Annotated in this window: 21 protein-coding genes and 3 pseudogenes; 10 read left to right on the plus strand and 14 right to left on the minus strand. The window is 59.9% G+C overall.

The features are described 5' to 3' along the window. Positions 1 to 247 precede the first annotated feature (247 nt). Complete coding sequence (locus DYL61_RS25635) at positions 248 to 1,732, minus strand: MFS transporter (protein ID WP_238704605.1); 1,485 nt, start codon at positions 1,730 to 1,732, stop codon at positions 248 to 250. Positions 1,733 to 1,800: 68 nt separating this feature from the next. On the opposite strand from DYL61_RS25635, the gene DYL61_RS25640 reads away from it, so the two are divergent. Beyond that, complete coding sequence (locus tag DYL61_RS25640; protein WP_135310659.1) at positions 1,801 to 2,604, plus strand: helix-turn-helix transcriptional regulator; 804 nt, start codon at positions 1,801 to 1,803, stop codon at positions 2,602 to 2,604. On the opposite strand, the pseudogene DYL61_RS25645 reads toward DYL61_RS25640, so the two are convergent. The 3 genes and pseudogenes from DYL61_RS25645 to DYL61_RS25655 all read right to left on the minus strand — a co-directional run. Next, positions 2,602 to 2,706 (minus strand): annotated as a pseudogene (locus DYL61_RS25645) (LysR family transcriptional regulator); the annotation flags it as partial. The gene DYL61_RS25640 and the pseudogene DYL61_RS25645 sit on opposite strands and share 3 nt — an antisense overlap. 30 nt (positions 2,707 to 2,736) lie before the next feature. Continuing rightward, positions 2,737 to 3,882, minus strand: coding sequence for an MFS transporter (locus DYL61_RS25650; protein ID WP_135310660.1), 1,146 nt, complete (start codon positions 3,880 to 3,882; stop codon positions 2,737 to 2,739). Next, positions 3,883 to 4,680, minus strand: a complete 798-nt coding sequence (locus tag DYL61_RS25655; RefSeq protein ID WP_135310661.1) for an alpha/beta fold hydrolase — start codon at positions 4,678 to 4,680, stop codon at positions 3,883 to 3,885. 85 nt (positions 4,681 to 4,765) lie between these two features. On the opposite strand from DYL61_RS25655, the gene DYL61_RS25660 reads away from it, so the two are divergent. Continuing rightward, positions 4,766 to 5,146: a MerR family transcriptional regulator gene (locus DYL61_RS25660; RefSeq protein WP_135310662.1), complete on the plus strand. Its 381-nt coding sequence runs from the start codon at positions 4,766 to 4,768 to the stop codon at positions 5,144 to 5,146. A gap of 271 nt (positions 5,147 to 5,417) precedes the next feature. Here the strand turns inward: DYL61_RS25660 and DYL61_RS25670 are convergent, their stop codons facing one another. Continuing rightward, complete coding sequence (locus tag DYL61_RS25670) at positions 5,418 to 6,170, minus strand: MFS transporter (protein ID WP_238704607.1); 753 nt, start codon at positions 6,168 to 6,170, stop codon at positions 5,418 to 5,420. Positions 6,171 to 6,547: 377 nt separating this feature from the next. Between DYL61_RS25670 and DYL61_RS25680 the strand changes: the two genes are divergently transcribed. Beyond that, positions 6,548 to 7,174 (plus strand): substrate binding domain-containing protein, encoded by a 627-nt coding sequence (locus DYL61_RS25680; protein WP_202978045.1) that lies wholly within the window; start codon positions 6,548 to 6,550, stop codon positions 7,172 to 7,174. Positions 7,175 to 7,356: 182 nt separating this feature from the next. On the opposite strand, the pseudogene DYL61_RS31975 reads toward DYL61_RS25680, so the two are convergent. From DYL61_RS31975 to DYL61_RS25700, 5 genes and pseudogenes are all read right to left on the minus strand, one after another. Beyond that, positions 7,357 to 7,644, minus strand: a pseudogene (locus tag DYL61_RS31975) (porphobilinogen synthase); the annotation flags it as partial. Further along, positions 7,645 to 7,863: pseudogene (locus DYL61_RS31980) on the minus strand (porphobilinogen synthase); the annotation flags it as partial. Next, complete coding sequence (locus tag DYL61_RS25690) at positions 7,860 to 8,798, minus strand: DMT family transporter (RefSeq protein ID WP_135310664.1); 939 nt, start codon at positions 8,796 to 8,798, stop codon at positions 7,860 to 7,862. The pseudogene DYL61_RS31980 and the gene DYL61_RS25690, both read right to left, overlap by 4 nt. Before the next feature lie 131 nt (positions 8,799 to 8,929). Next, positions 8,930 to 9,646 carry an AraC family transcriptional regulator gene (locus tag DYL61_RS25695; protein WP_135310665.1) on the minus strand — a complete coding sequence of 239 codons (717 nt, stop codon included), beginning with the start codon at positions 9,644 to 9,646 and terminating at the stop codon, positions 8,930 to 8,932. A 256-nt stretch (positions 9,647 to 9,902) separates the two neighbouring features. Then, positions 9,903 to 10,658, minus strand: coding sequence for an IclR family transcriptional regulator (locus DYL61_RS25700; RefSeq protein ID WP_135310666.1), 756 nt, complete (start codon positions 10,656 to 10,658; stop codon positions 9,903 to 9,905). 142 nt (positions 10,659 to 10,800) lie between these two features. On the opposite strand from DYL61_RS25700, the gene DYL61_RS25705 reads away from it, so the two are divergent. The 4 genes from DYL61_RS25705 (at position 10,801) to DYL61_RS25720 (ending at position 15,341) form a co-directional block, all read left to right on the plus strand. Then, positions 10,801 to 11,952 (plus strand): MFS transporter, encoded by a 1,152-nt coding sequence (locus DYL61_RS25705; protein ID WP_135310667.1) that lies wholly within the window; start codon positions 10,801 to 10,803, stop codon positions 11,950 to 11,952. 209 nt (positions 11,953 to 12,161) lie between these two features. Continuing rightward, entirely contained in the window at positions 12,162 to 13,043 is an 882-nt protein-coding gene (locus tag DYL61_RS25710; protein WP_135310668.1) for a LysR family transcriptional regulator, read from the plus strand. Between the two features lie 196 nt (positions 13,044 to 13,239). Further along, positions 13,240 to 14,385: an N-acetylmuramoyl-L-alanine amidase gene (locus tag DYL61_RS25715; protein ID WP_135310669.1), complete on the plus strand. Its 1,146-nt coding sequence runs from the start codon at positions 13,240 to 13,242 to the stop codon at positions 14,383 to 14,385. Positions 14,386 to 14,438: 53 nt separating this feature from the next. Further along, positions 14,439 to 15,341 (plus strand): NAD(P)/FAD-dependent oxidoreductase, encoded by a 903-nt coding sequence (locus DYL61_RS25720; RefSeq protein WP_135310670.1) that lies wholly within the window; start codon positions 14,439 to 14,441, stop codon positions 15,339 to 15,341. 125 nt (positions 15,342 to 15,466) lie between these two features. Here the strand turns inward: DYL61_RS25720 and DYL61_RS25725 are convergent, their stop codons facing one another. From DYL61_RS25725 to DYL61_RS25735, 3 genes are read right to left on the minus strand one after another with little or no spacing between them, the layout of a single operon-like run. Then, a complete protein-coding gene (locus DYL61_RS25725; RefSeq protein ID WP_135310671.1) occupies positions 15,467 to 16,828 on the minus strand; it encodes an ABC transporter permease in 1,362 nt (453 codons plus the stop codon). Continuing rightward, on the minus strand, positions 16,825 to 18,252 hold the full coding sequence (locus DYL61_RS25730) for an ABC transporter permease (protein WP_135310672.1): 1,428 nt from the start codon (positions 18,250 to 18,252) through the stop codon (positions 16,825 to 16,827). Before DYL61_RS25730 ends, DYL61_RS25725 begins: the two co-directional genes overlap by 4 nt. After that, complete coding sequence (locus tag DYL61_RS25735) at positions 18,249 to 19,001, minus strand: ABC transporter ATP-binding protein (protein WP_135310673.1); 753 nt, start codon at positions 18,999 to 19,001, stop codon at positions 18,249 to 18,251. Before DYL61_RS25735 ends, DYL61_RS25730 begins: the two co-directional genes overlap by 4 nt. Positions 19,002 to 19,253: 252 nt before the next feature. Here DYL61_RS25735 and DYL61_RS25740 point away from each other — a divergent pair, with 252 nt between their 5' ends. Genes DYL61_RS25740 through DYL61_RS31740 form a run of 3 tightly spaced genes read left to right on the plus strand, consistent with a single transcriptional unit; the run spans position 19,254 to position 23,823 of the window. Then, a complete protein-coding gene (locus DYL61_RS25740) occupies positions 19,254 to 21,419 on the plus strand; it encodes a TonB-dependent receptor (RefSeq protein ID WP_135310674.1) in 2,166 nt (721 codons plus the stop codon). Between the two features lie 40 nt (positions 21,420 to 21,459). Then, positions 21,460 to 22,854: an alanine racemase gene (locus DYL61_RS25745; protein WP_135310675.1), complete on the plus strand. Its 1,395-nt coding sequence runs from the start codon at positions 21,460 to 21,462 to the stop codon at positions 22,852 to 22,854. A 33-nt stretch (positions 22,855 to 22,887) separates the two neighbouring features. Next, entirely contained in the window at positions 22,888 to 23,823 is a 936-nt protein-coding gene (locus DYL61_RS31740; protein ID WP_193559458.1) for a DUF736 family protein, read from the plus strand. A 290-nt stretch (positions 23,824 to 24,113) separates the two neighbouring features. Here the strand turns inward: DYL61_RS31740 and DYL61_RS25755 are convergent, their stop codons facing one another. Next, a complete protein-coding gene (locus tag DYL61_RS25755) occupies positions 24,114 to 24,404 on the minus strand; it encodes a helix-turn-helix domain-containing protein (protein ID WP_135310676.1) in 291 nt (96 codons plus the stop codon). Positions 24,405 to 24,475: the final 71 nt, after the last annotated feature.

The raw sequence follows: 24,475 nt of genomic DNA on the forward strand, positions 1-24,475 counted from the left end.
ATTTCCGCTTTGAATTCAGTCGCCTGTCAATAGCGGGCACAACAACAGAGCGATATGAAAAAATGGCGTTCATGCAAGAGAGCGACAGTTGGTACTGTACAAGGGCGGCTCACATGAACAACTGCTCGCCATGGTCTTCTTTCAGTTACTTAGCGGTGCGCGCAGGGCGACTGATAGATCTGCTGCCGCCCGACCACACTGCCGAAGGAAAAGCGCAGGTACCGAAGTTCCATCGCGTGCCCTCCCGTCAACCCGCCGACCGCTGCGTTCTTGCTAGCATCAGCAACAGGATGCAGACCAGCAGAGCGGAACCGAGATTGTAGAGCATTCCCGCGACGAAGGCGGAAGCGTATTGGCCCGCTTGTGCCGCCGCATCATTGCCTGCGGCCAGCGCCGCGCCGAACAGGATGCCGACCACGGCCACGCCCAGCGCCGCGCCGACCTGCTGAACGGTCGAGATCACCCCCGAAGCCATGCCGGCCTGCGCTTCATCGACAAAGCCCAGCACCAGATTCAGCAGGGGGGTCATGATGAAGCCTTGCCCGGCACCGACCACGATCAAAACGGGGATCAGCCGCTTGGGCAGCAGTTCCGCACCTGCGGCTTGCACCTGGGCGATCAGCAGGCCGATGAACACCGCATAGACCAGCGCACCCGCCACGATGGCGCGCGTTCCCCACCGCGCCACCAGCCGCGGTGCGGCCAGCGATGCCAGCACGAAGCCCACGCTGCATGGCGCGAAGGTGCTGCCCGCCACGAAGGGGTCGAGGCCCAGCCCCGTCTGCACTAGCAAGGCGAAGCACAAGAAGAAGGAACTGGACGTGGAATAGACCAGCAGCACCAGCACCGCGCCCAGCACGAAACGGCGCTGCGCCAGCAGGCGCATGTCCACCAGCGGCAAACTACCAGCAATCCGCCGCTGCTCCTGCTGCCGGTAGAACAGTGCAAGCAGCGCCGCTGCCACGCCCAGCGACCCCACGCTCCAGGCCGGCCAGCCTTGGCCCGGCCCCTCGATCAGCGGCACCAGCAGCAACGCCAGCCCGGCGCTGACCAGTGCCACGCCCGTCCAGTCCAGTGCCGGGCGCTGCGGCGCGCGGGATTCGGGAATGCACCGCGCCGCCGCGATGGCGAACAGCCCGATGGGCACGTTGATGAGAAAGATGTTGCGCCAGCCCAGCCCGAACAGGTCAGCATGCACCAGCCATCCGCCCAACACCTGCCCGGTGATGGCGGCCAGGCCCAGTGTCATCCCCAGCAGGCCGAAAGCACGGCGGCTGTCGTCGCCATCGAAGTTGACGCGGATGGACGCATAGACCTGGGGGAACAGCAAGGCGGCCGCCAGCCCTTGCAACACCCGCGCACCGATCAGGAAGCCGGCGCTGGGCGCCAGCCCGCACAAGGCCGAGGCCAGCGTGAAGCCCGCCATGCCGACGATGAACAGGCGCCGTCGCCCGAACAGGTCGCCCAGCCGCCCGCCGGTAATCAGCAACACACCAAAAGCCAACTCGTAGCCGGCCACGATGAAACCGATCTGCGCGAAGCTCGCGCCCAGCCCGGCCTGCATGCTGGGAATGGCGACGTTGACCACGAACAGGTCGAAGATCGTGACGAAACCGGCCAGCAGCAGCACGGACAAACCGAGCCAAGGCGGGCCGCTGACGGCGCGCGCAGGCGGCTTCGAAAGGCAGGAATTCGAGTTCATCTTGCGTATCCAAGGTAAAGACGCGATCATTCTCAAACTCCTTTTAAGCAATTACAATTTAACTATTTATGCTATTACTGAAAGCAATGAGCTAAACGATGCGAACCCTGGAGCGAACCCGCGCCGATCTGGCGGCCTTCCTGCGCGCGCACCGCGAGCGCCTGTCGCCTGCCGACCTGGGCCTGCCCAGCGGTGGCCGCCGCCGCACGCCGGGGCTGCGGCGCGAGGAAGTCGCCGCGCTCGCCGGGGTCGGCCTGACCTGGTACACGTGGCTGGAACAGGGGCGCGACATTGGCGTGTCGGCCACTTTTCTGGACAACCTGGCGCGGGTGCTGAAACTGGATGCCGCCGAGCGCCGTCACCTGTTCCTGCTGGCCCACGAACGACCGCCCGCCGAGCCGGGCAAGACGTGGTGCGTGCTGCCGCCGCTGGTGCGGCGCCTGATGCACGACCTGCCGCATCCGGCCTTCGTGATCAACCTGCGTTGGGACGTGCTGGGCTTCAATGCGCCGGCCGATGTGCTGTTCGGCTTCGGCAAGCACTCGCCCGAGCGGCGCAACCTGCTCTGGCTGCTGTTCACCGATCCCGCCCTGCATGCCCGTTTCCACGAATGGGAAGCACAAGCCCCGCTGATGCTCTCCAGCTTCCGCCGCGATTTCGCCCGCGCCACGCAGGACGCCGACATTCACGAACTGGTGGACGAGTTGGAACGGGTGTCGCCGGAGTTCAAGGCGTGGTGGCGAACGCATGACGTGCATGCGCCCTGCAACGGCGTGCGCAAACTAGTCATCGACGGTCAGGCCGAGCCGTTCGAGCACACCTCGCTGACGGTTGACGAAGACCGGCACCTGCGGCTGGTGGTCTATGCGCGACAGCAGGAAGATAGTGCATCTGATCGCTGATCGGAACGGCGGCAACTGCTCGACGTGCAGCTTCTCCGCCGCGCGCGCGAAGTGGAGTTCTTCGGCGACGGCAAGAAAGCAACGGAGGTGGCGTAGTTCCATGCTTTTCAATCGACAGGCTCGATCCAAGATTCAAGCTGCCGTTCGCCTCCGACGCTGTATTCCCCAAGGGCCAACAAACGTGAGCGATGCCAACCCTCCCAACATGGCTCCCGTCATCAGTGCCGCTCCACTTCCCGCATTGGACAAGGCGATTCCGCCGAACAAGGCACCGCTGCCTATACCCAGATTAAAAGCAGCAACGTAGAGCGATGAAGCTACATCAGCTCGATCAGGCGCTATTTCGATCACCCAGCTTTGCAAGCCGACGATCAAGATGGCAACGGACATGCCCCACAAGGCCATTTCCAGCCATATCCAAATCTCTGCCGAGTTCAGAAACAGTATGAAAGCCTGACTGGAAGCAACGCCTACCGTTGCGAGCAAGGCCATGAGGAACGGCTTCACGGAAAGCCAACCCGCCAGCCATGTTCCCACTGCCCCGGCAATTCCGAACACCATCAACACCAACGCATGTTGAACCTCTGGAAGCTGGCTGACGCCCTTCAGGATGGGCACGACATAGGTGTATCCCACGAAATGCGCCGTGACGGCCAACATGGAAACAAGCGCAGCCAAATAAAGAATGGCTGTGCCTTGTAATGAACCTCGCGCTTGCCGAAGGGAAGAATCGCTTTCCCATTGCGGTAAATACTGGTATTCAAGCCACAACGTCGCGCACCCCAGCAGGAAGTAAGCGGTGAACGCGAAGCGCCAACCCATCCATTGACCGATTGCCGTTGCAATCGGTCCGCCGACAACCAGTGCCAGGGAAATTCCGCCCAGCACCCAGGCGGTTGCACGACTGGCTGGCATGTCGGGATATAGCCGAACCGCATAGGCGGCGATCATTGACCAGAACACACCATGCGTTAAGGCAGTCACCAAGCGCAGGGAGATGAGCAGCGGGAGCGTCGTGGCGAATGCTGCGAGCGCATTGGTCGCGCTGATGATCCCAAGCAAGCCAAGGAACAAGATACGCCGTGGAATGCGTTGCGCAGCGAGGGTGAACGGTATCGCCGTGATTGCTGCTACCCACGCATACCCCGTCACCAGTGTTCCCGTTCTTGCCTCGGAAACGCCCAAGTCCTCTGCAATCCGTGACAACAGGCCAATGGGCAGGTATTCCGTGGTCTGAGCAACGAAGGCCCCCAGCATCAACACCAGAAGCCTTTGCATTTACCGTTCTCCCGTGCTCAGGAAATCCGTCACCAGTTGAACGAACTCATCAGGACGCTCAAGCGGAGCAAGGTGTCCGCTGTCCAGTTCCGCGTAGCGCGCTCTTGGGATCGCCGCTGCCAGTGCGCGCGCGTGAGCGGGCGGCACCATATGGTCGTGCGTGCATCCAATCACCAGCGAGGGTTTGGCAATGCGCTTGATCTGCTCGCTGACATCCAGGGCCAGATCAAGCTCCACTTGACGCCCCATGCCTTCCCATTGGTTGCCAGCGACGATCGCCTCGATGTCTTCCTCGACCTGCTGGAGACTCAGGCCGGCAAGGAAGTCGGGGCTGAAGCCGGTCAACAATACAAGTCGAGCCATTGCGCGACGATCGCTGCGGATCAAATCTCTCCACAGACCGAATTCCAATTGCATGCGTGCATCGACGCCAGATGCGAAGCCTGCCAGCAGAACCACTGCGCGCACATCTTCGGGATACTCTGCCGCGATGTAGGCGGCCAGGCTTGCACCAAGCGAGAAGCCGACAAGATCGAACGGCGTGGCATTCGCATCCCTCGCAGCGGCAACGACTTGCGCAGCCAGATCCTGGATGCGCAGCGGCCTGCCATCGTCTTCCGTTTTTCCTGACCCTGAGTAGTCGGGCCGTACCACCTTCCAACGGGGCTTGAAGCGTTCGACCAGATGGCCCCAGTTGCTTTCTCCGTCGCCACCCGTGCCGTGCACCAGTACCAATCCGGGGCCTTCGCCATTGACCTGATAGGAGACTTTGACTCCATCCACTTCAATCGTTGCCATGATTTCAAACCTCGTTTCATGAAAGAGGGCTTTAGGCTAAACTTTGACAGCACTGTCAAGGTCAAGCGGAAATTCGAGGTTTGCCATGCGTATTGGAGAATTGGCGCGCCGCACTGGCGTGAGCGAGCGGATGCTGCGGTACTACGAGCAGGAAGGTCTGCTGCAACCTGCGCGCACGGACTCGGGCTACCGTGACTATGGCAACGCCGAAGTACAGGCCGCGCAACGCATACGCATGCTGAGTGCGGCTGGATTGAAGATCGAGACGATCCGCATCCTGCTGCCTTGCATTCTGGACAACCAGCCACGCTTTGAGCCATGCAAGGAAGTACGCGCCGCCTTGCGGCAAGAAGTCGAGAAGCTGGATGAAAGGCTGCGCGATCTTGGCGAAAGCAGGCAGATCGTCGCGAGCTTCCTGATCGGTGTCGAGGCGGATAGCGGCTGTCGGCTGAAACAGCAGGCGTAGCTGTTCGACGACTGGTCGTTGCATGCGGACGCGCCATCACACTCTCTCGCTGCTACTGCACAGCTTCGGCACGCGCTGCCGCCAGTACAGAAGGCCGTGCCCCAATCCGCTGCACATACGTCGGCAATGCAGGCCATCGGCTGAGGTCGATGGAAAAAATTGCACCAGCCCAGCACGGTGAACAGGTACGCATCGACCACGCTGAAAGACGCGCCTGTCAGGTAGTCCTGACCGGCGTGGATCTCGCTGGTGACGAAGTTCCATGACGCACCTACCCTTGAAGCCTTGCGGCCAGGAAGGCGGGGCGCCGCATCTGCCACAACATCCAGACGATCCCCAACCCCACGGCAACAGCGCCGACCCACGCCGTACTGGTCAGGCCCATCGCTTCCAGGCTGGCGCCACCCAGCAGCGAACCCAGCGCGATACCGCCATTGAAACCCGCGATGTTCAGCCCGGCGGCGACCGCCGGTGCCTGCGGCGCATGCAGGTGCGACAGGCCGATCACCCGTGCCTGCAAGGCCGGCACTGCCGCATAGGTCAGCGCGCCCAGCACGCCGGTCAACAACACCATCAGCGGCAGGGATGCGGCCGACAGCCAGATGGCCAGCAGCACCACCGCCAAGCCGACCAGCACGGTCATCACGGCTGCATTCGCCCCCTTGCGGTCGGTCAGCCGCCCGCCCCACACATTGCCGATGGCCGCCATCACGCCATACCCCAGCATCAACAGGCTGGCCGTGCTCTCGGTGACGTGCGTGACCTGCAACAGAATGGGCGAGATGTAGGTGTAGAGCGCGAACGCCCCCGCATAGGCCAGCACGGTGATGCCGGCCCCGGCCAGCAGGCGCGGGTTGAACATGGCTTTGAAGCCATCCATCGCATTGGCCTGCACCGAGCCATCGTTGCGATCCGTCGGCATCAGCGCCAGCAGGCCCAAGAAGCCGATGGTGCCGCTGGCAGCCACGGCTATGAAGATGACCTGCCAACTCAACACGCTGCCCAAGTAGGTGCCCAGCGGCACGCCCAACGCCAAGCCCCAGGCCCGGCGCGCCGATCACCGCGCCCAGCGCATAGGCCGTGACCGCCGTACCGACCTGGCAGACGCTGGCATGCAGGTCGGCGGAAATGGTGGACACCAGGCCGATGGTGACGAACTCGGTGAAGCCCAGGGCGAACGCGCAGAGCGCGAACACGTAGATGACGAAAGGCATGCGCTCGTTCATGGGTCAGGCCAGCAGGAACGGCACGGTGTCGACCAGACCGACCGCGCGCTCCTCGTCGTTGGTGAAGGCCGACACGTCTTTACCTTCGACCAGATAGCGGCCATCGGACAGCTTGAGGTTCACCAGCCCGGCCGGGCCGTGGCAGACCGCTGCAACGATGCCGCCACGCTCATAGATGCGTGCGGCAATCGCGGCCAGCTCGGTGCTGTCGGTCGCCGAGCGGGCGCGTGTGGCGCTGGGCGTTCTGGAAGAAGTGCAGGAACTGGCGACCGGCGCGAATCAGGAACTGCACGGCACCATCCGCCTGAGGGCACCCACACCGTTTGGCCGCAAGTTCGTGGCCTCGGCGATTCATGACTTTTGCCGCCTGCACCCCCATGTCGGATTTGACCTGCGCCTGTCCGACCAGGTGCAGGATCTGCATGGCCGCAACCTGGACTTGGCGATCCGCATGGGCGAGCTGGCCGACTCGCGGCTGATGGCGCGGCGCGTGGGCAGTAACCGGCGCGTCCTAGCGGCGTCGCCGGCCTACCTGAAAGCGCAGGGAAACCCTGAAACACCGGAAGATTTGGCGCAGCACAACTGCCTGGTATTCGCCTATCCGGGCTTGCTGCAAAACACCTGGCCGCTGCGCAAAGGCCGCCGCGAGAAACCCGCCACCGTCAGCAGCACTCTGCACAGCGACAGTGGCGACGTGCTGCATGCGTGGTGCCTGGCCGGCTTGGGTATCTCGCTGCGCGAAACCTGGGACATTCACGAAGAGCTGCGCGACGGGCGATTGGTGCGCGTGCTACCTGAGTGAGAAGCTGCACCTTCGAAGATCAGCATCGTGCGGGCGCGGCGCGAACCCGTGCCGCGGCGGCTGACGGCATTCAGTGATTTTCTGCGGGAACGCTGGCGGGATGCGCCGTGGGATCGGTGAGAGTCGTTCGACGCTCGGTTTCTCTGCTATGAGATGAGAATCGAGCAACCATCCGGGAACCTTCATACGCCCCGGATATATTCGCGAGCGAGATAGCTGATGATGAGATCGGCACCTGCCCGCTTGATGGCGCCCAGTGTTTCTTGAACGGTGCACACTTCGTCGATGGCGCCTGCCGTCGCCGCGAATTTGATCATTGCGTACTCGCCACCCACCTGATAGGCGACCAGCGGCAACAGGGTCTGTCCGCGTAGCCGCGCCAACACGTCGAGATAGGCCAGAGCCGGCTTGACCATCAGCATGTCGGCGCCTTCGGCTTCATCCAGCAGCGACTCGCGCACGGCTTTGCGGGCAATAGCCTCCAGTTCGCGGGCCAGGTGCCGCTCGGGAATACGCAGCACACCGGGCATGGTCGAGATCTCCTGCGCGACTTCGATGCCTTCTTCCACGAAAACCGGATAAATCAGATCGTCGGCGCCAAGCCGCGTTTCACGCACCATGTCGCGCAGCAAAGGGGTTCGCCGCAGTCGGCGCAGCCGCATGGCAGGAAAAGATAGAGGGGGTGTCATGGAGAGGTCTCCAGGGAAGCAGCACGGCTGGCCGGCCGCGCGGCGGGTGTCCGGGACAGCAAGACAATGCCTGCGGCGATCATCACGCCCCCGAGCATTTCGTGGGTGGAGAGCATGTCGCCGCTGAGGGCGAAGGCGATCAGGGCAGCAAAGAAGGGGCACAGAAACAGGAAGCCACTGGTGCGGACGGCGCCACCCGTATGCAATGCCGCGAACCACAATCCCATCGCGCCTGTCGAAGCGGGAATGGCCAGCCACAGGAACGCGACCGCCGTATGGGCCGGCATGGCGAACGATTCGCCATGCCACACGGCCAACAGCGCAAGCGCGACCGCACCAATGAGCATTTGCCAGAACGCCAGCGTCCAGGTATCGACGGCCAGACGAAAGCGTTTGCTGGCCAACGTAGCGAGCGCCCAGCAGGCCGAACCCGCCATGACCAGCGCCTCTCCGTGGCCGATCGCGCCGCTCAGCACCGATTGCACGCCGATGCAGATCACCACGCCGGCGAAGGCCAGCAGCAAGCCCAGCCAGGCCAGGGGCTTGACCCGCTCCTTGAGCAGGATGCCGGCCAGCAATGCCACCAGTAGCGGATTGCTGGCCATCAGGATCGCCGCCTTGGATGCGGTCGTCTGTGTCAGGCCCATCGTCAGGAACGCCATGACACCCGCCGTCTGCAACAGGCCGATGACCGCCAGCCGCAGCCAGGGCATGGCAGTGATCGGAGTCGCCGTGCTCGCCGCGATCCGGGCACGGTGGCGCAGCCACAACCAGGGCAACAGCGACAGGGCCGCCACGAAAAACCGGAGCGCCGCCAGCCACAGCGGCGGCAATTCGGTCAGGACGACCTTGCTGGCAACGAAGGACGAGCCTTGCAAAAAGGTGGAGCTGAGTATCAGCAGGAGATAGCGGCGTGGCGCTACACGCGAGTCCATAGGCGTCCTATCAAGCATGGCGGCGAACGGTGGGGCACGGAATCGCTTGACAGTGTGTTGCACTCGCACTCGTCGTGCTTCGCGTAGAAAGACAACTTCTACGTCAAACAGGACAGGGCGCGCTCAGTCGCCTATGGAAAGTAGCGACTGGGCGATGCCCCGAGCAGCCGCTTGAACATAGCCGAGAATGCGCCCGGCGTGTCGTAGCCCAACTCCAATGCCACGGTCGTCACGGGTTCGCCTGCGGCCAGGCGCGGCAGTGCCGCCATCACGCGAGCCTGCTGTCGCCACACTTGAAACGGCACCCCGAGTTCGGCCGTAAACAGGCGCGACAGCGTGCGCGCCGTTGCGCCATGCTGGCTGGCCCAGTCGTCTAGCGTGCGGTTGTCCTGTGGATTGGCAAGGATGGCTTCGCAGGTGGCTGCCAAGCGTTTGTCGCGGCCGGTGGGTAGATGCAGTCCTTGTTCCGGCGACCAGGTAATCTCTTCAAGGATCAGGCTCAGGATGCGGCCATCCCGACTGTCCTCGGGGTAGTCAGGGGATATCTTGGCCGCGCGCAGGATGAGTTCGCGCAGCAGGCTCGACACCTGTATCGCGCAGGGTTGCGCGGGCGCATCGGCTGGACACCGATCCAGGCGAACATACGCCGTACGCAGCGCCACCGGGCTGCCTCGGGTATGCATGGCATGGGAGATTCCCGCAGGCATCCACAAGGCCCGTTGCGGCGGCACCAGCCACAGACTCGTGCCCGTCCGAATCTCCATGACGCCGGAAACCGCGTAGATGATCTGCCCGCTGGGATGGGCATGCGGCGGTACGGCATAGGCGGCCGGATAGTCCTTCGCCATGACCACGATCGGGCGGCCTGCGTTCTCGTAGTCGCGTCTATCTACGCTGTGTACCAAAATAGAAATTCACTCATTGCAATTGTTCAAAGACTAAAGGTTAACCCAGTTGAGGTCAGCGGCAACTTGTTCGAGGGTTGGCAGAACGCGCCGTGGGATCGGTGTGAGTGCGTTGCCTCATTGAGACCATTCAAAACTTCGGCGGTGTCTCCGATGGCGTGTGGGCAGTGCCCGCTGGGCTGCCAGCGGGCCTTTCAAATCAGGCGCGCCTAAGAATCGACTCGATCTCTACCTTGCACTTGAGCAACGCATGGATGATCTGTTCAGACTCACCTTCGAACCGTAATTGAGGAACAGCGACCGCGATCGCATAGTGGTCGCTCAAACCAGTCTTCAAGAACACGCCAATCCCGTAAACCCCTTCCGCGTGCTCTTGCGTATCGATTGCAAACCCCCTCTCGCGGACCGCGTCGAGTTCATCATGCAGCCGCTTTCTATCGTCGATGGTATTCGTAGCCCTTTTCTCAAGCCTGCGATCCAGGAGCGAATCCAGCAGATCCTCAGGCAACTCGGCCAGAATCGCCTTCCCATGCGCGGTGCAATGGATCGGAAAGGCAGTACCGACAGCAGAAACGACACGCAGCTCCCGATCTGACGGGTACTGATCCACCAGCACAGAGTGGTGCCCTCGATATACGCACAGATCCACAGTCTCCCGAGTGGTGCGTCCCAATGCCTCAATGAAGGGCCTTGCGATACCGATGATATCGGTATGGGCAGAGGCCGCAAGCCTGACCAAGGCCGGGCCCAAGCGAACGCCATCGGCAGTGCTGATTACAAATTGCTGTGCTTCGAGCGAGCTAACCAAGCGATGCACAGTCGTTCGCGGAAGACCAGATGCTCTGGAAATCTCGGACACAGTGAGTCCGGCACGCTGGTTTTCCAGCGCCTTCAACACCGAGGCCGCTCGGGCAATGACCTGCTTGCCGGACACACCTTCCTCTTGCTCACTCATTTCTCTCTTTCTCCACACAAAAACCATAGATCCCTACCATTGATCCGAGCCAACCTTGACATGCTTTCGAGATGACATCACCATTGACCACTCAGCGGTTATCGGTTCCGTTAAACGGATAATATGAACAAAGGAGTATCAGATGCAAACACCTTCGAAGCTGGGGGCGTTTTCACTGCTCGCAATCGCCTGCCTTACCATCATGGTTGGCTGTGTCATCGTTCCAGGCCTTCCTTCCATCGCCAAAAATCTCGGTACCGAAAGCACCGCAGGGCTTCTGGTGACTATTCCCTCTCTTGGCGTAGTGTTATTCGGCCCGTTGGCTGGGCGCTTCATCGACAAAGTGGGCTTGTACAAAGCCGTATGCATTGGATTATTCCTATACGGCTTGCTGGGCGCCGGTGGTGCGTTCTTGCACGGTGAAGTAATTGTCTTTGCTGATCGCTTGCTGCTGGGGGGCGCAACAGCGCTGGTTATGGCCGGTGGTACAGGTCTGATTTCCGCGTTCTATCACGGCAAAGCGCGCCTGCAGATGATCGCTAGTCAAGGTATGTCCATTGAACTGGGAGGAGTGATCTTCCTGTTCCTGGGCGGCCTCCTCGCCACGGCAGGATGGCGCTGGCCTTTCGTGCTTTACCTGGCATCGTGGGTGATGCTGCTCATGGTGCTGGTGTTCGTGCCACGCCCTACTGGCGAACAGCCTGAAGAAGCAGAAGAAACCACGAAAAAACCAGTGCCACGGGCACTCAAAGAAGTCTACGCAGCTGCAGTGTTCTCCATGCTCGCGTTCTTCACCGCGATCATCATGCTGCCACTGAAACTGAACGCAATGGGGCTGACTGAAGCAGAGACCGGGTACTTCCTCGCTTTTGTCTCGCTTGTTGCGGTCGCTGCTGCAGCGCTGATGCCTACGTTGGTCTCACGCCTACGTGAGCACGGTACTTTGTCGCTCGCATTCGTCGCCTACGCCGCCGCACATGCACTATTCGCTTTCGCACCGTCTCTCGAATACTTTGTAGTCGGAGCCGTCTTCATGGGAGCAGGTTTCGGCTTCTCGGTACCGCTGGTGAATCACATGACCGTCGAGCAGAGCCATGCCCAGGTACGTGGTCGGAACTTGGCGTACCTATCGATGGCAATTTTCTCGGGGCAGTTCCTGTGCTCTGCGATCGAACTCGCACCGAGTGGTAACGAAACGCTCATTTTTGGCATTAGCTGCGCCTTAGCGATCGCTGCGGCAATCTGGCTTGCATGCAAAAGGGTCAACCGTCGGCAGCATCATTTCGCTTCGTGATGCCCCAATCATCTTTAAAAATGTGCTACGTCAAGCATTTGCGAAAACAGCTTGGTGGCTGGAAGTGCATAGGGAACGAGGGTTTGGCTCTCCTTTGGAATGCATTGCTGGTCTGCTGCACTATGGCTAGGAGCCGCACAAGAGCGTAGTGGTAGGAATCCAGAGGATGCAGGAACTACATGTGAAAAAGGAACGATGAAAATATGCCCATGGAACTGCGCCACTTACGTTGCTTTCTTGCGGTAGCTGAAGAGCTTCATTTTTCCCGTGCGGCTGAACGACTACACATTGAGCAGTCACCGTTGTCTCGGGTAATTAAAGAGCTGGAAGAAGAACTGGGTGCGCGACTCTTCGACCGAAACCGGCGTGGCACCCGCCTTACACCCGCCGGCCAAGTCTTCCGCAAAGATGTCCACCGCCTGTTCACCATACTTGAACAGGCGAGAGAAAACGTGCGGTCCGTAGCGTCAGGCCGACAAGGCACTCTTCGCATTGCTGTTTCCGATGGCGCCATCGAGCCACGCTTGTCAGCGTGGCTCGCTCGTTGCCGGGAAGAAGAGCCAGAGGTGGAGGTGCAGATCGTAGAGGTGCCCTTGGCCGAGCAACTGCGCGGCCTACGTGAGGGTCACTTTGATGCAGGCCTTGCACGCGCTGATGACACTGGCAACGATATTGTGACCCACGCAGTTTGGCATGACCCGCTACTGCTGGCTCTTCCAATGCGTCATCCATTACTTGCACACGCGCAGGTCCCTATGACCGAGGTGGTTCGCTACCCCGTTATCGCATGCCACGCCGGTGTCTGCGAAGGCTATTGCCGTCAGGTGGGACGTCTGCTTCTGGGGCTGCCTGATGAGCCAAATCTGGTTGGGCATGCCACATCGTTGAATATGATGCTTACGCTGGTAGCTGCTGGCTATGGCATTGGGTTCGTCACGACTGACCAGATGGTGGCGTGCCGCCATCCCGATGTCGTCGTGCGTCCAATACTAGAAAGTAATGCCGCTGTACTGAAGACCTACGTACTGCGACTTGATGCCAATGATTCAGAACAATTGAGTCGTTTCATTGCACGCTTGAGCCCCCCCTAAAAGCGCTCCCATCTCCGGCTTCACCCAATGTGGTCTGGAAGAGCACTTGCCCCCATGGGCTTTACTGGTCTTCCCCTTCATATTTGTTACGATATAACATAACGTTATGTGACTGAATGGCTGCGCCCGCATCGGTCGTTCTGGCTACGACTGGGTGTGCGAAGCGCAAAAAGAAAGTCGAAGGACTCCCCATGACATGAATAGACGGCATTTGCTCCAACTTTTGATTGCAGGTATAGCTCTCCCTTCGCCGCTGTATGCAAGCGCAAAGGAGAGAATCACCAATATCCGAGCTTGGCACGATCAAGAGAAAATGCGCCTTGTGCTTGATTTGAGTGGCCCATTGCCTTATCGAACCTTCGAGCTTGATTCCCCAAAAAGGTTGATCCTTGATCTGGACAACGCCCTACTGAATGCAAGTCTGGATGATCTTCAGTTGGATGGTAGCGTCATTACTAGTATCCGCACGGGAATCCAGGCACAAGGAACACGTATGGTGCTCGACCTTGCCGGCACAGTGGAAGCGACATCCTTCATTCTGCCGCCAGGTGATGGTCGAGGTCATAGACTGGTTGTGGATCTGATTGCCAAGTCTGCCATGCCTCCTCTCAATGCGCCTCCCGCTCAAGTAAAGGATGTCCGTCAACGTGACATCGTGGTAGTCATTGACGCCGGGCACGGCGGGAAAGATCCTGGTGCTGTTGGAGCCAAGGGTGAGAAAGAGAAGGTTGTGGCCCTCGCTATCGCTCGACAACTCGCCCAGAAAATCAATAATCAGAAAGGTTTCAAGGCACAGCTCGTGCGCAACACTGATATGTTCATTCCATTACGCAAGCGGGTGGAGATTGCACGAAAGCATAATGCAGATATGTTCATATCCATCCATGCTGATGCAGCCCCTCGCAAGAGCGCATCGGGAGCGTCGGTCTTCGCCTTGTCAGAAAATGGAGCAACCTCTACCACTGCAAGCTGGATGGCGAAACGAGAGAATAGTGCTGATTTGATCGGCGCCCGTGATGTTCTTTCTCTCAAAGATAAAGATCCAGTATTGGCAGGTGTCATTCTGGATATGTCGCTAACGTCGACTATCGCAACTAGCCTCGATATCGGGAAAACAATTCTCGGCAATCTCGGTAAAGTTGCTGGCATTCACCAGAAGCGGGTGGAGCAGGCAGGGTTTGCGGTACTTAAGTCACCTGATATTCCCTCTATTCTGGTGGAGACAGGATTCATTTCGAATGCCAATGATTGTCGTCAACTGACCGATCCTCGTCATCAGAAACGGGTCGCCGAATCTATCCTGACCGGCATAAAGTCGCACTTTTTCAGTAACCCACTATAGGCACGTTGCTGGCCAGCCAAGGCAAAAACATGACCAGTTAATGAGGCACTATCATGCACTATGACATCATCGTTATTGGTGGAAGCTACGCTGGAATGGCGGCGACCCTTCAACTGATCCGAGCTCGCAGAATGGTGTTGGTAATCGACGCGGGCGAGCTGCGTAATCGCTTCGCCAGCCATTCACATGGATTCCTTGGTCAGGATGGCATTGATCCTGGCGAAATCACCGCCCATGCGCGTCGACAACTCGAAGCCTACCCGACCCTGTCTTGGCGTGAAGATCGGGCCGAAACCATCTCAGGTCAAGCGGACAATTTCACGGTTACGACGGCTGACGGTAAATCCTACCAAGGCCGCCGTATTCTGTTGGCTATCGGCGTGACAGACCAGCTTCCTCCCATTGCGGGACTTGCCGAGCGATGGGGAAAGTCTGTCTTTCATTGCCCATACTGCCATGGGTACGAACTGAACCAAGGCCACATCGGCATCATAGCCACAGGCCCAATGTCGGTGCATCAAGCTGAACTTCTTACGGATTGGGGAAGCGTCACCCTAGTGGTGAACCAAGCGCTCACGCTGGATCTCAGCACTCGAACCAGCCTGGAAAGCCGAGGAGTGGCAATAGAAGACACGCCTATTGATCGCATTGAAAACTCAGCTGATGTTCTGTTGGCTGATCGCCGGCTGTTGTCTTTCAAAGGCCTTTTCATCGCAAGCCGCAGCACGCCTTCGAGTCAGATTGCAGAGATTGCCGGGTGCGCTTTGGAGGAGACCCCCATGGGCATACAAATTCGTACCAATGCAGAAGGCCAAACATCAGTTCCAGGCATCTTTGCATGCGGGGATACCGCAATGGCTCCCCACTCGGTATCTCTCGCAGTTGGCAACGGTGCCATGGCCGGGGCCCAGGTGCATCGTTCGCTTTTGTGGCCAGAAGGCACGCTCAAGCTGTAAGGCCTTGGCCGTGGTCATCCCAATCTCACAAGGATGTCGATTCAGTTCGACCTCGCTTGATCGCGGGGCAGCAGGGGAAAGCCGCCTTGGACTTGACGGCAATCAGATCGCTTAATGAGCCTTGCTCAATCACTTGTCAGTCTTAAACGAGCAAGGCGCCAGATGCCAACCAGCAGTATCAGCCATGCCAATGCAAACAACCCCCAAGCCATATCCCCTGGGGGAACGGCATCCGGGGGGAGAGGCGTAAAGACTGGTCGCTTGGCAAAATCCTCTTGTCCAAATGGCAGATCATTCAACAGGTACGGGTAATAGAACTCGCGGAGTTGACGATGGAACGCCGCGATTTCATCCTGGTATGCCAATTGGGCCAACAGATCGGTATCAGCCACCCTGTGCAATGCCGCCTGTGCTCCCACACCGGGCAGCACCCAGCCCAACCGGTTCGTCCACGTTTGGCGCGCCTGCAACCCCTCGCGGTAGGCCTGCACCTGCTCTGCCACACTTTCATCTCCGACCTGATGGAACGCGAAATACCACTTCCAGTGGAAGCCCGCTGGCAGCGGCGCCGTGTCCTTCCATTGCGGATGGTTGACGAAGAAGCGCTGCATCGTTTCCTCGCGCGGAATTTCCCAGGCGCCGTGCACGGCTTGGCGCTGCGCTAGCATCAGGTCAACGCCCTGATGAACTGGGATGGAGCGAACCAGGATGACATTGGCCAATGTCGGCATCACCAGTGTCAGCAACACCCACGACCCCATCAGCGCAGTGGCATTAGCCACCGAGCGCCACCCCCAGGTTGCGACCAGCAGCGACAGGCCAACCCAGAACGCCAGGTAGCTTGCCACGACCGCGAGCACGATGCCCAGGGTTCCAATAGCCGTGTCCGATACCGCGGCACCGATCAGCACCGGCAATACCAGGCAAGCGAACAGTAGTGCGTAGCGCAGCGCTACGCGTCGGCGCCACAACCGGCCGCCGTCGGGCAGCGATAACAGCAGACGCAGCCGCCCCGCCTGGCGCTCGCCCGACACCAGATCGTGCAGCAAGGCGATGACAAACAACGGTGCCAGGTAGATCAGCACGAAGGCGAAGTCGAACCGGCCTGGGAGTGCCAACTCGGGATTGAAGGTCTCGCCCTCGTAGAGCTGGGCCTGCAGCCCCAATGCCCGTATACGCAGCACATAGGGTGCTACGTCGCGCAATCCGAGTGCGAGAAAGGCGGCATCGGATGGCGTATCCCAGGTGTTGTAGAAAGTGTAATAGGCAGGACTGCCCGCATCCGCACCCTCGGCATACTGCGCGGCCACTGCGGCCACATCTTGCTCGTGCAGGGGCGCCAACCGAGCAATGGTCTGATGTTGATGGGCCACTTCCTGTACACCGAACCAAACCGCCAGGCTGCCCAATACCAGCAACAGCAGCAGGGCGCTCATTGAGAGCCTCGATCGCCAGATCAAACGGAGTTCATGTGTCAACCAAGTCATCGTCCAGCCCTCCCCAAGCGTCCGGCCGACCACAGGGTCAGGCTGGCCAGTATCAGCAACCACAGCAATAGAATGCCTCCGGAGAGCGCCGCACCCCGCAGGCTGTCGGACACGGGGGCCGCTTCGTAGTGGAACGTCGGGAAGCGTTGCCAGTGGATATGGGAAATCCGATTTTCCTTGTCCGGATCGCTGTCATCCACATAGTGCAGATGCTCGGCCTGCAACCGGTTCAAACCTTGCACCAGCCCATAGCGATACTGCTCGCCCTGTTCGAGAAAACGCCGAAAGCTCGTCAGATCGGTGCTGGATGCGGCCATCGACAGCCTACGCAACGCCAACGTAGGGCTGAGCAAACCAAAACCATCGACAATACGGTTCTGCTGCGCCTGCAGCCCGAATGCCACGGCCGCATAGCGGTTGAACAACTCGCTGGACTGGCGCTCGCCTTCCTCACCGACCAACCCTTTGAAGTTGACCGGCAGATCCTCAATGCGCGTCACGCCATACTGACGCAGCACTCGATCGCGGAATTCGGCGAACTTGGGATCATCCGGGTTGTGTGCATCACCCAGCGCAAGGTACTCGCGCTCCACATTGATCTCGGTCTCGAAACGAGTCGGTAACGTGTCCACGTCGCTGGCAAAATCGGGTACCCAGCGCGGCAGTAGGATGACCAGAACCGCCCAGACCGCCAGCAGACTCAGCAGTGCATCGCGCCCGCGCACGAACGACGAGGCCAGCACGACGATCATGACCCACAGCAGCAACCAGGCAGCGTAACCGGCTACCAGCAGCAGAACGAGAGGCCAGGCTGCCTGCCCGCTGATCACCAGCCATACCAGCGCCACGGTCGCAGGTAGCAGTGTCAGCGCGGCGAAGCCCGACAACGCCAGCAACTTGCCGACCACCAACTGCCGGCTGCGCACGCCCTGGGCCAACAGAATGCGTAACGTCCCGTACTCTCGCTCACGCGCTACAGCAGCATGACCGACAAAGATCAACAGCAGCGGCGCTAGCACCTGTAGCACGAACGCTGGCGTCAGTTGCCCGAACCGCAGCAGCATCGAGGACTGGCGCACATCGCCGAAGTTGGCACTGTTCTGTCGATGCGCTTCCAGAAACAGAGTATTGCCCGTGAACGCATCAATCCCTGGGTCGAAGGCCGCCAACGGGTTGAGCGGCCGAAAGAGGAAATGCCCATAGTGAGCGACTCGATGCGGATGCCGGTCGGGCTGTGCTTCGAATGCTTGGTTGGCCTCGGTCTGATAGCGAGCGCGCTCAGCATTGGCATGGTACTGATGTTCGTAAGCGGTCAACGCCGCCACCAGCGTCAGAACGGTTAGCAGCAGCAAACCAATCACCGCGACCTGGTTGCGCCGCATGGATCGCCATTCTTCGCGGGCGATACGCAATATCACGCTCATGCGGCAGCCTTGGCCGCGTAGCGGCGATGCAGGGCACGCACATCGAAACGTTCGTCTCCCGAGGCGATGACCTCCTCGATCAAACGCCCTCCATCAAGGAATCCAATGCGGTCGGCGACATCTGCCGCACTGAGCAAGTCATGCGTCACCATCAGAACCGCCACACCACGCTCGCGCAGCAATCCCAACAACCGGTTGAAATCGGCTGTAGCCTGCGGATCCAGTCCCGAGGTCGGCTCGTCCAACAGCAGCGCCGGCACCTTGCGCATCAGCGCCAGGGCAATGGCGACCTTCTGCCGCATACCCTTGGAAAAACCCGAAACCCTGCGATCAAACGCCGGAGCATCCAGTCCAGCGGCCGTCAAGGCCTGACCGATGGCCTCAGGGCTTTCATGTTGCCCCGCCAGATCCAGCAAATAGGCGACATTTTCTCGCGGCGTCAGGTGCTCGTAGAGCGCCACATTTTCAGGAATATAGGCCAGATGCCCACGTGCCTCAGAGGTGTTGGTCGCGGGATCGGAGCCCGCCACACGCACTTGACCGGAAGCCGGCGTTACAAAGCCTAGGAACACGCTCAGCGTGGTGGTTTTACCCGCGCCATTGGCCCCCAGCAGCGCATAGATTTCCCCGGCTCGTACAGTCAAATCCAGTCCGTTTAGGATGGTTCTCCCGTCGTATCCTGCTAATACCGCGCTGGCTTCAAGAATGTTGCCGGCTTCACCGGTTGAATGCGTTGCGTCGCTGCCCATGTTCTCTTGTGTCCTGTTTGGCCATGCACCATTTCGATACGAAGAGCATGCACCGTTTCGATGCAGATATATTGCGCCGCCCAAATGCAATGATATATCATTACCATTCCGACAGAACAAGCAGTGCCTCTCGCACAGCCTGATCAGCACGGCTAGGGGTTATATGCACCAGGATGGGGCGCCCCTCCTCCCCATTCTGCACTCAATCCTTCGGCCGTTTACTCCTCATCGAGAACGAAAGAAGGTAGTCCTATGCGTGTCTGCGCAACAGCTCCGGTGCATTTGAAAGGAAGTGTTCTGGCCAGCCTGATCACGGCTGCTTTTGGCGTCTCCCCCGCTCTGGCCGAAGAAGATCGTAGGTCAGGGGTAATGGAACTGGACACTGTCACCGTCACCGCACCGCCTCTGAACAAGGCCTTCGAGGTCAACGCTGGGGCATTCGGCGCCAAAGACACGATGGAAGTGCCGCTGGCGATCCAGAGCTACGATGCCAAGCTCATCAGCGAAACTTCCCCACGCACCGTGCGCGACGTACTGGCGCTTGATCCGTCGGTACTCAACTCTTCCTATGGCGGCGGCTTCGACAACTTCCGCCTGCGCGGTTTCGCGATGGACAACTTCAACACCATCCGCCGCGACGGTTTGGCACTGGCGCCGCATTATGACGTCCCCTTGGAACTGGTCGAGCGCGTTGATGTGCTCAAGGGGCCATCCGGCTTTCTGTACGGATTCAACTCGCCGGGCGGCACCATCAACTACATCCCGAAACGTCCGACTTTAACGCCGTTCACCACCCTGAGCCTGCAAGGCACCTCCTTGCTGGGGCGCTATGTGGCGGTGGACACCAGCAACGCTTTGGCCGATGGCGCGATTGGCTATCGCTTGAATGCGGGCTACGAAAAGATTGGCGACTTCAATCACTTCGGCGATTTGGAACGCAAGTTTATCGGTCTGGCTACCGACCTCCGCTTCAATGACCGAGCTCTCCTGCAATTAAACGCTGATTGGACCTCGAAGAGTGCCATGTCTGATCCGCTCCTGCGTGCTGATCAGAGCGGGCGCGCCAATCAGTTGGATCCATCCAGCTATGTATTGCCCCCCAAGTTCGACCGGCGCGACGCGCTCTCGCCCTCCTGGTATCGGCACAAAACCGAGGCCTACAACCTGGAGGCCAAGTTTGACTACATCTTGAATGATGACTGGACGTCGGTGACTCAGGGCAACTACTCACGGGTGGAACGCCACGGCGGTTATGTCGACCTGTTCGACATCCAGCCCAACGGCGACATCGGTTACGCCGATTTGTACCAGTCCCGTGGCGAAGTGTTTAGCACTTGGTCGCTGCAGTCCTACCTGTCAGGAAAAGTCACGACGGGCAATCTCTTCCACGACCTGTTCGTCGGGGCCTCGTATCGCCAGTTTCGCGACAAAAGTCCCTATTGGGATTTCGTAGAAAGCGCTGGGGGAATCAGTGTTGGTGATATTTCGGTCGGCAACATCCGCAATCCGGTACAGCCACCACATTGGGATTTCGGACCAGAACAGGATATCGACTTCAAGTCAACGATCACAGAAAGCTCGGTCTTCACCAGCGACCTGATCACCTTGAACGACCAGTTCCAGGTGCTGCTGGGCGGACGCTACATTTGGTACAAGGCACGCAACCTGTCAGCTGACGCGCTGCCTCAGGACAAGAACGCATTCGTGCCAACTGGCGCGCTGATCTATCGCCCGACTGAAAGCGTGATGACCTATTTGAGTTATTCGCGAGGTTTCGAGAAGGGCGATTACGCGCCGTATAACGCCAACAATGCGAATCAGCCAACCGATGCTATCGAGTCCGAACAGTACGAGATCGGTCTGAAAGCCGATATCAGTGAGCGCTTCAATCTTGGGGTGGCGCTGTTCGACATCAAGCGTGATGCGAGCTACCTGAACACCAACAACGATTACGTCAGTAATGGCCGTTTCCATCACCGAGGCATAGAGCTCAATGCGACCGGTCGTGTTACGGATGGCCTGACAGTGTTGGGTAACGTCGCCTATCTGGATACCGAACTGCAGGACGTAACCGACGTCACCACAAGCGGTAAACGTAGCGAAGGCGTACCCCGCTGGAAGGGTGCCCTGGGTGCGCGCTATGCCTTCGCAGGCGTGCCTGGCCTGTCGCTGGACAGCACCCTGAGCTACGTCGGCAGCCGCCCTGTGGATGCGCAGAACAGTGGCTTCATCCCCAGCTACACGCTTTGGGATGCAGGCATCAGCTACGAGACCAAGCTCGGCAGCACGCCGACGACGTTCCGCCTGCAGGCCAAGAACCTGACCGACAAGTACTACTACTCAGGGGTGTACTACAGCGGTGGTCTGGAGGTCGGCCGCGGCCGTGAAGTCTTCCTCTCGGCGAAGCTTAGCTTCTAAGCAGGGTCCAGCCATGGACACATACGGAGACACGGTGACCATGGAAAGAAACGACGATCTCCCGTTGCAACAAGACCTGGGGCCGGCTTTCAAGCTGGCCCCCCATCAGCACCCACTGGTCGTCTCACTGCTTCAACGACATGCAAGTATGTTGGACGAGCTAAGTCGGGGGTTGGGCTCTCCCCTTCACATTGTCCTTCCCCAAGTTTTTACCGAGAACGTTCAGCGATTCCAGCGCGTCTTTGCCGAATACGGTTTGACCGGAAGCATCCTGTACGCAAAGAAAGCCAACAAGGCGGATACCTTTCCCAATGCCTGCGCCAAGCTGGGCATCGGCGTAGACGTTGCCAGCATCGGGGAATTTACCAAGGCACTGGCTGCAGGTGTCAGGGGAGAACGAATCGGGGTATCCGGCCCCGAAAAAACTGAAGGGTTGCTAAACCTAGCGTTGCAACACCGCAGCCTGATTGCCATCGACTCCGTAAGCGAACTGCAGCGGCTCGTCGCGTTGGCTACAAGTAGCGGCACGACCGCACGAGTTTTGTTGCGCTTTCGGCCTCCCAGCCAAGCGAGCAGCCGATTCGGGCTGACGGCGACTGAATACAGAGCTGCCTTGGAATGCTGCACATCTCATAAGAGCGGCGTTCGCTTGGAGGGTTTCTCGTTTCACCTCAGCGGCTATTCGACTGAAAAGCGCGCAGAACTCGCCGGCCAGTTGATAGAGCTGTGCCTACAGGCACAGGCGCTTGGATTCAAGTCATGTACCCAGATTGACCTTGGTGGTGGTCTCCCCGTTCAGTATGTCGATCCTGAGCAGTGGTGCCGGTTCCTGAAACAGGATGCCCCCGCGCAATACCACGCTGGAAAAACCTTCTCGGGTTTCTACCCGTACGGCACGATCAGACATGGTGCCGATGCTTTGCGCGACTTATTGGACTACCCCATCGAGGGTGGCACCAGCCTGGCGCAAAAAGCCCGGCGGCACGGTATCGACCTCCTCATCGAGCCAGGACGTGCTCTCCTGGATCAGGCAGGGCTGACTCTCTTTGAGGTTCTAGGCGTCAAGGATCGTCACGCCAGTGAAGGCTACGCCATCGTCACGGTACAAGGCAGCAGCCTCAGCCTGTCCGAGCAATGGTTCAACAGTGAGTACCTGCCCGACCCACAACTGCTGGGCCATACCGAGAGTGATGCGCAGGTGTTCCTCGCCTGCGTTGGCGGCTCGACCTGCCTGGATAGCGACATGCTGACGTGGCGCAAGATCGGTTTTCCCGCCCCTATCCAGCCAGGTGATCGGCTCGTTTACCTGAACACGGCCGGCTACCAGATGGACTCCAATGAATCCCCATTCCACGAGGCCAGCTTGTCATCCAAGGTAGTGGTCGAGCTGCATGACGAGGCATCGGCGCTGCATTGGCGCCTGGACGGATTGTGAACATCCCTTGATGACAGAACCGGAGGTATGGACATGGGGCAATCCCAACAGCGATACGGACAACCCGGAGAACTCTGGGTGCTTTCCCAACCGGAGCTCGAAGACCTGGGTGTGAGCTATACGCGGGTGCTTGAGGTGGTCGAAAGTGCCTTCGTGGCGCTACGCAACGGAGACTCGAAGAACCCACTCAAGACCATCGTCCAGCCCGGTGACCAGCGTTCTATTGGCTACTCGATGGTCGGACGCGACGGAGCCAGCGACACAATGGGGTTCAAGGTCGTCTATGAATTCGATCCGCAGCGCAGCCGCGATGCCTACCGCTTCCACTCCTTCATCTTTCTCTGCGACGACGCCACCGGCGAGCCCATCGCGCTGATGGACGTGGTCAAGCTGGGGCCGCTGCGCACTTCAGCCACCTCAGCGCTGATGGCCCGTGCAGCCCGTCCAGACGCCCGCACCGCACTGGTTGTCGGCACTGGCGTGCAAGGCCAGATCGCCTTACCGATGCTGGTGGCGGCGCTGCCAGGACTGGAACGCCTGATGGTTTACGGCCAGTACCAAGACGGGCTGCAGGCAGTGCAGGCCGAGGTCAAGCGCTTGTATCCCGAGCGTGACGTCCAGGTCGTGACCGATCTGGAGCAGGCCGCTGGCGAGGCAGATAACATCGGCACCTTCACCGCAGAGAAAGACGGCTTCACCGGCCAGCTCCGTACCCTGACCCTCAACGTCAAGGTCAAGCTGGTTCTCAACGACAAGGGCGACAACGAGAAGGCCCCCGACTTCCGCGTGCAGGCGGCAGGCCACGACATCGGCGCGGCGTGGAAGAAGACCAGCGAGGCCGGGCGGGCCTACACCTCCGTGACCCTCGACGATCCTTCGTTCCCGGCGACGGTCTATGCCCGCCTGATCGAAGGCGAGGACGGCACGCACGACCTGATCTGGTCGCGCAGCAAGCCGCAGGCGGCCTGACGGCCGCCCACCGCGCCTCGCCCGTTGCGGCGGGGCGCGATGCTGCTGATTGCAGCGCCGCACGCACATGGTTTCGGCGGTTGTCTCATGCCCTGCATGTCCAGGGACGGCATCGCATCGGTGATGGTCGAATGGCTCGAAGCCCGTCGCAGCAAGCGCAAGATGGCGTGTCGGCGCGGGAAGCGCCGCCGGGCTTTCGGGCTGCGCCCCGTGCCGGCAAGCCGTCACGGCCATGCGGCTTCAATCCCTCACGCCTTCGCGCCTGGCGGCGCTGCGCGCTCCGCTTGCGGCTATGTCTCAGACGCCGCGATCTGATTTTCCGTCTCGGCCATCAGCACCGCCGTACTGCAATCGAGTGCGCGGGCGATCTTGAAGATGATCGCCAGCGTGGGCATGTGTTCGCCACGCTCGACCTTGCCCATGTGCGAACGCTCGATGCCGGCCAGGTGCGCCAGAGATTCTTGCGCAATCCCTCGCTCCATCCGTAGCGCGCGCACCGCCGCGCCAAAGGCTTGCGCCAGGTCGGCATCGAAGGTGGTAACGCCGGCCGGTCGGCCTGGCTGAACGGATCGCTTCTGCATAGATAGAAGCGTCGAATCGAAGGAAAATTAAAACCACGTTATCTTTAACTCATTGACGAAAAAACTCTGTT

It is taken from the genome of Pseudomonas nabeulensis, assembly GCF_004682045.1.
GTDB lineage: Bacteria > Pseudomonadota > Gammaproteobacteria > Pseudomonadales > Pseudomonadaceae > Aquipseudomonas > Aquipseudomonas nabeulensis.

Excerpts from the sequence above, each read along its gene's own strand:
- DYL61_RS25680 (WP_202978045.1), top strand. The coding sequence starts at position 6,548 with ATGCGTGCGGCAATCGCGGCCAGCTCGGTGCTGTCGGTCGCCGAGCGG.
- DYL61_RS25710 (WP_135310668.1), top strand. The coding sequence starts at position 12,162 with ATGGAACTGCGCCACTTACGTTGCTTTCTTGCGGTAGCTGAAGAGCTT.
- DYL61_RS25690 (WP_135310664.1), bottom strand. The coding sequence starts at position 8,798 with ATGGACTCGCGTGTAGCGCCACGCCGCTATCTCCTGCTGATACTCAGC.
- DYL61_RS25755 (WP_135310676.1), bottom strand. The coding sequence starts at position 24,404 with ATGCAGAAGCGATCCGTTCAGCCAGGCCGACCGGCCGGCGTTACCACC.
- DYL61_RS31740 (WP_193559458.1), top strand. The coding sequence starts at position 22,888 with ATGGGGCAATCCCAACAGCGATACGGACAACCCGGAGAACTCTGGGTG.
- DYL61_RS25695 (WP_135310665.1), bottom strand. The coding sequence starts at position 9,646 with ATGGCGAAGGACTATCCGGCCGCCTATGCCGTACCGCCGCATGCCCAT.
- DYL61_RS25725 (WP_135310671.1), bottom strand. The coding sequence starts at position 16,828 with ATGACTTGGTTGACACATGAACTCCGTTTGATCTGGCGATCGAGGCTC.
- DYL61_RS25635 (WP_238704605.1), bottom strand. The coding sequence starts at position 1,732 with ATGATCGCGTCTTTACCTTGGATACGCAAGATGAACTCGAATTCCTGC.
- DYL61_RS25655 (WP_135310661.1), bottom strand. The coding sequence starts at position 4,680 with ATGGCAACGATTGAAGTGGATGGAGTCAAAGTCTCCTATCAGGTCAAT.
- DYL61_RS25730 (WP_135310672.1), bottom strand. The coding sequence starts at position 18,252 with ATGAGCGTGATATTGCGTATCGCCCGCGAAGAATGGCGATCCATGCGG.
- DYL61_RS25660 (WP_135310662.1), top strand. The coding sequence starts at position 4,766 with ATGCGTATTGGAGAATTGGCGCGCCGCACTGGCGTGAGCGAGCGGATG.
- DYL61_RS25740 (WP_135310674.1), top strand. The coding sequence starts at position 19,254 with ATGCGTGTCTGCGCAACAGCTCCGGTGCATTTGAAAGGAAGTGTTCTG.
- DYL61_RS25715 (WP_135310669.1), top strand. The coding sequence starts at position 13,240 with ATGAATAGACGGCATTTGCTCCAACTTTTGATTGCAGGTATAGCTCTC.
- DYL61_RS25640 (WP_135310659.1), top strand. The coding sequence starts at position 1,801 with ATGCGAACCCTGGAGCGAACCCGCGCCGATCTGGCGGCCTTCCTGCGC.
- DYL61_RS25745 (WP_135310675.1), top strand. The coding sequence starts at position 21,460 with ATGGAAAGAAACGACGATCTCCCGTTGCAACAAGACCTGGGGCCGGCT.
- DYL61_RS25720 (WP_135310670.1), top strand. The coding sequence starts at position 14,439 with ATGCACTATGACATCATCGTTATTGGTGGAAGCTACGCTGGAATGGCG.
- DYL61_RS25705 (WP_135310667.1), top strand. The coding sequence starts at position 10,801 with ATGCAAACACCTTCGAAGCTGGGGGCGTTTTCACTGCTCGCAATCGCC.
- DYL61_RS25650 (WP_135310660.1), bottom strand. The coding sequence starts at position 3,882 with ATGCAAAGGCTTCTGGTGTTGATGCTGGGGGCCTTCGTTGCTCAGACC.
- DYL61_RS25700 (WP_135310666.1), bottom strand. The coding sequence starts at position 10,658 with ATGAGTGAGCAAGAGGAAGGTGTGTCCGGCAAGCAGGTCATTGCCCGA.
- DYL61_RS25735 (WP_135310673.1), bottom strand. The coding sequence starts at position 19,001 with ATGGGCAGCGACGCAACGCATTCAACCGGTGAAGCCGGCAACATTCTT.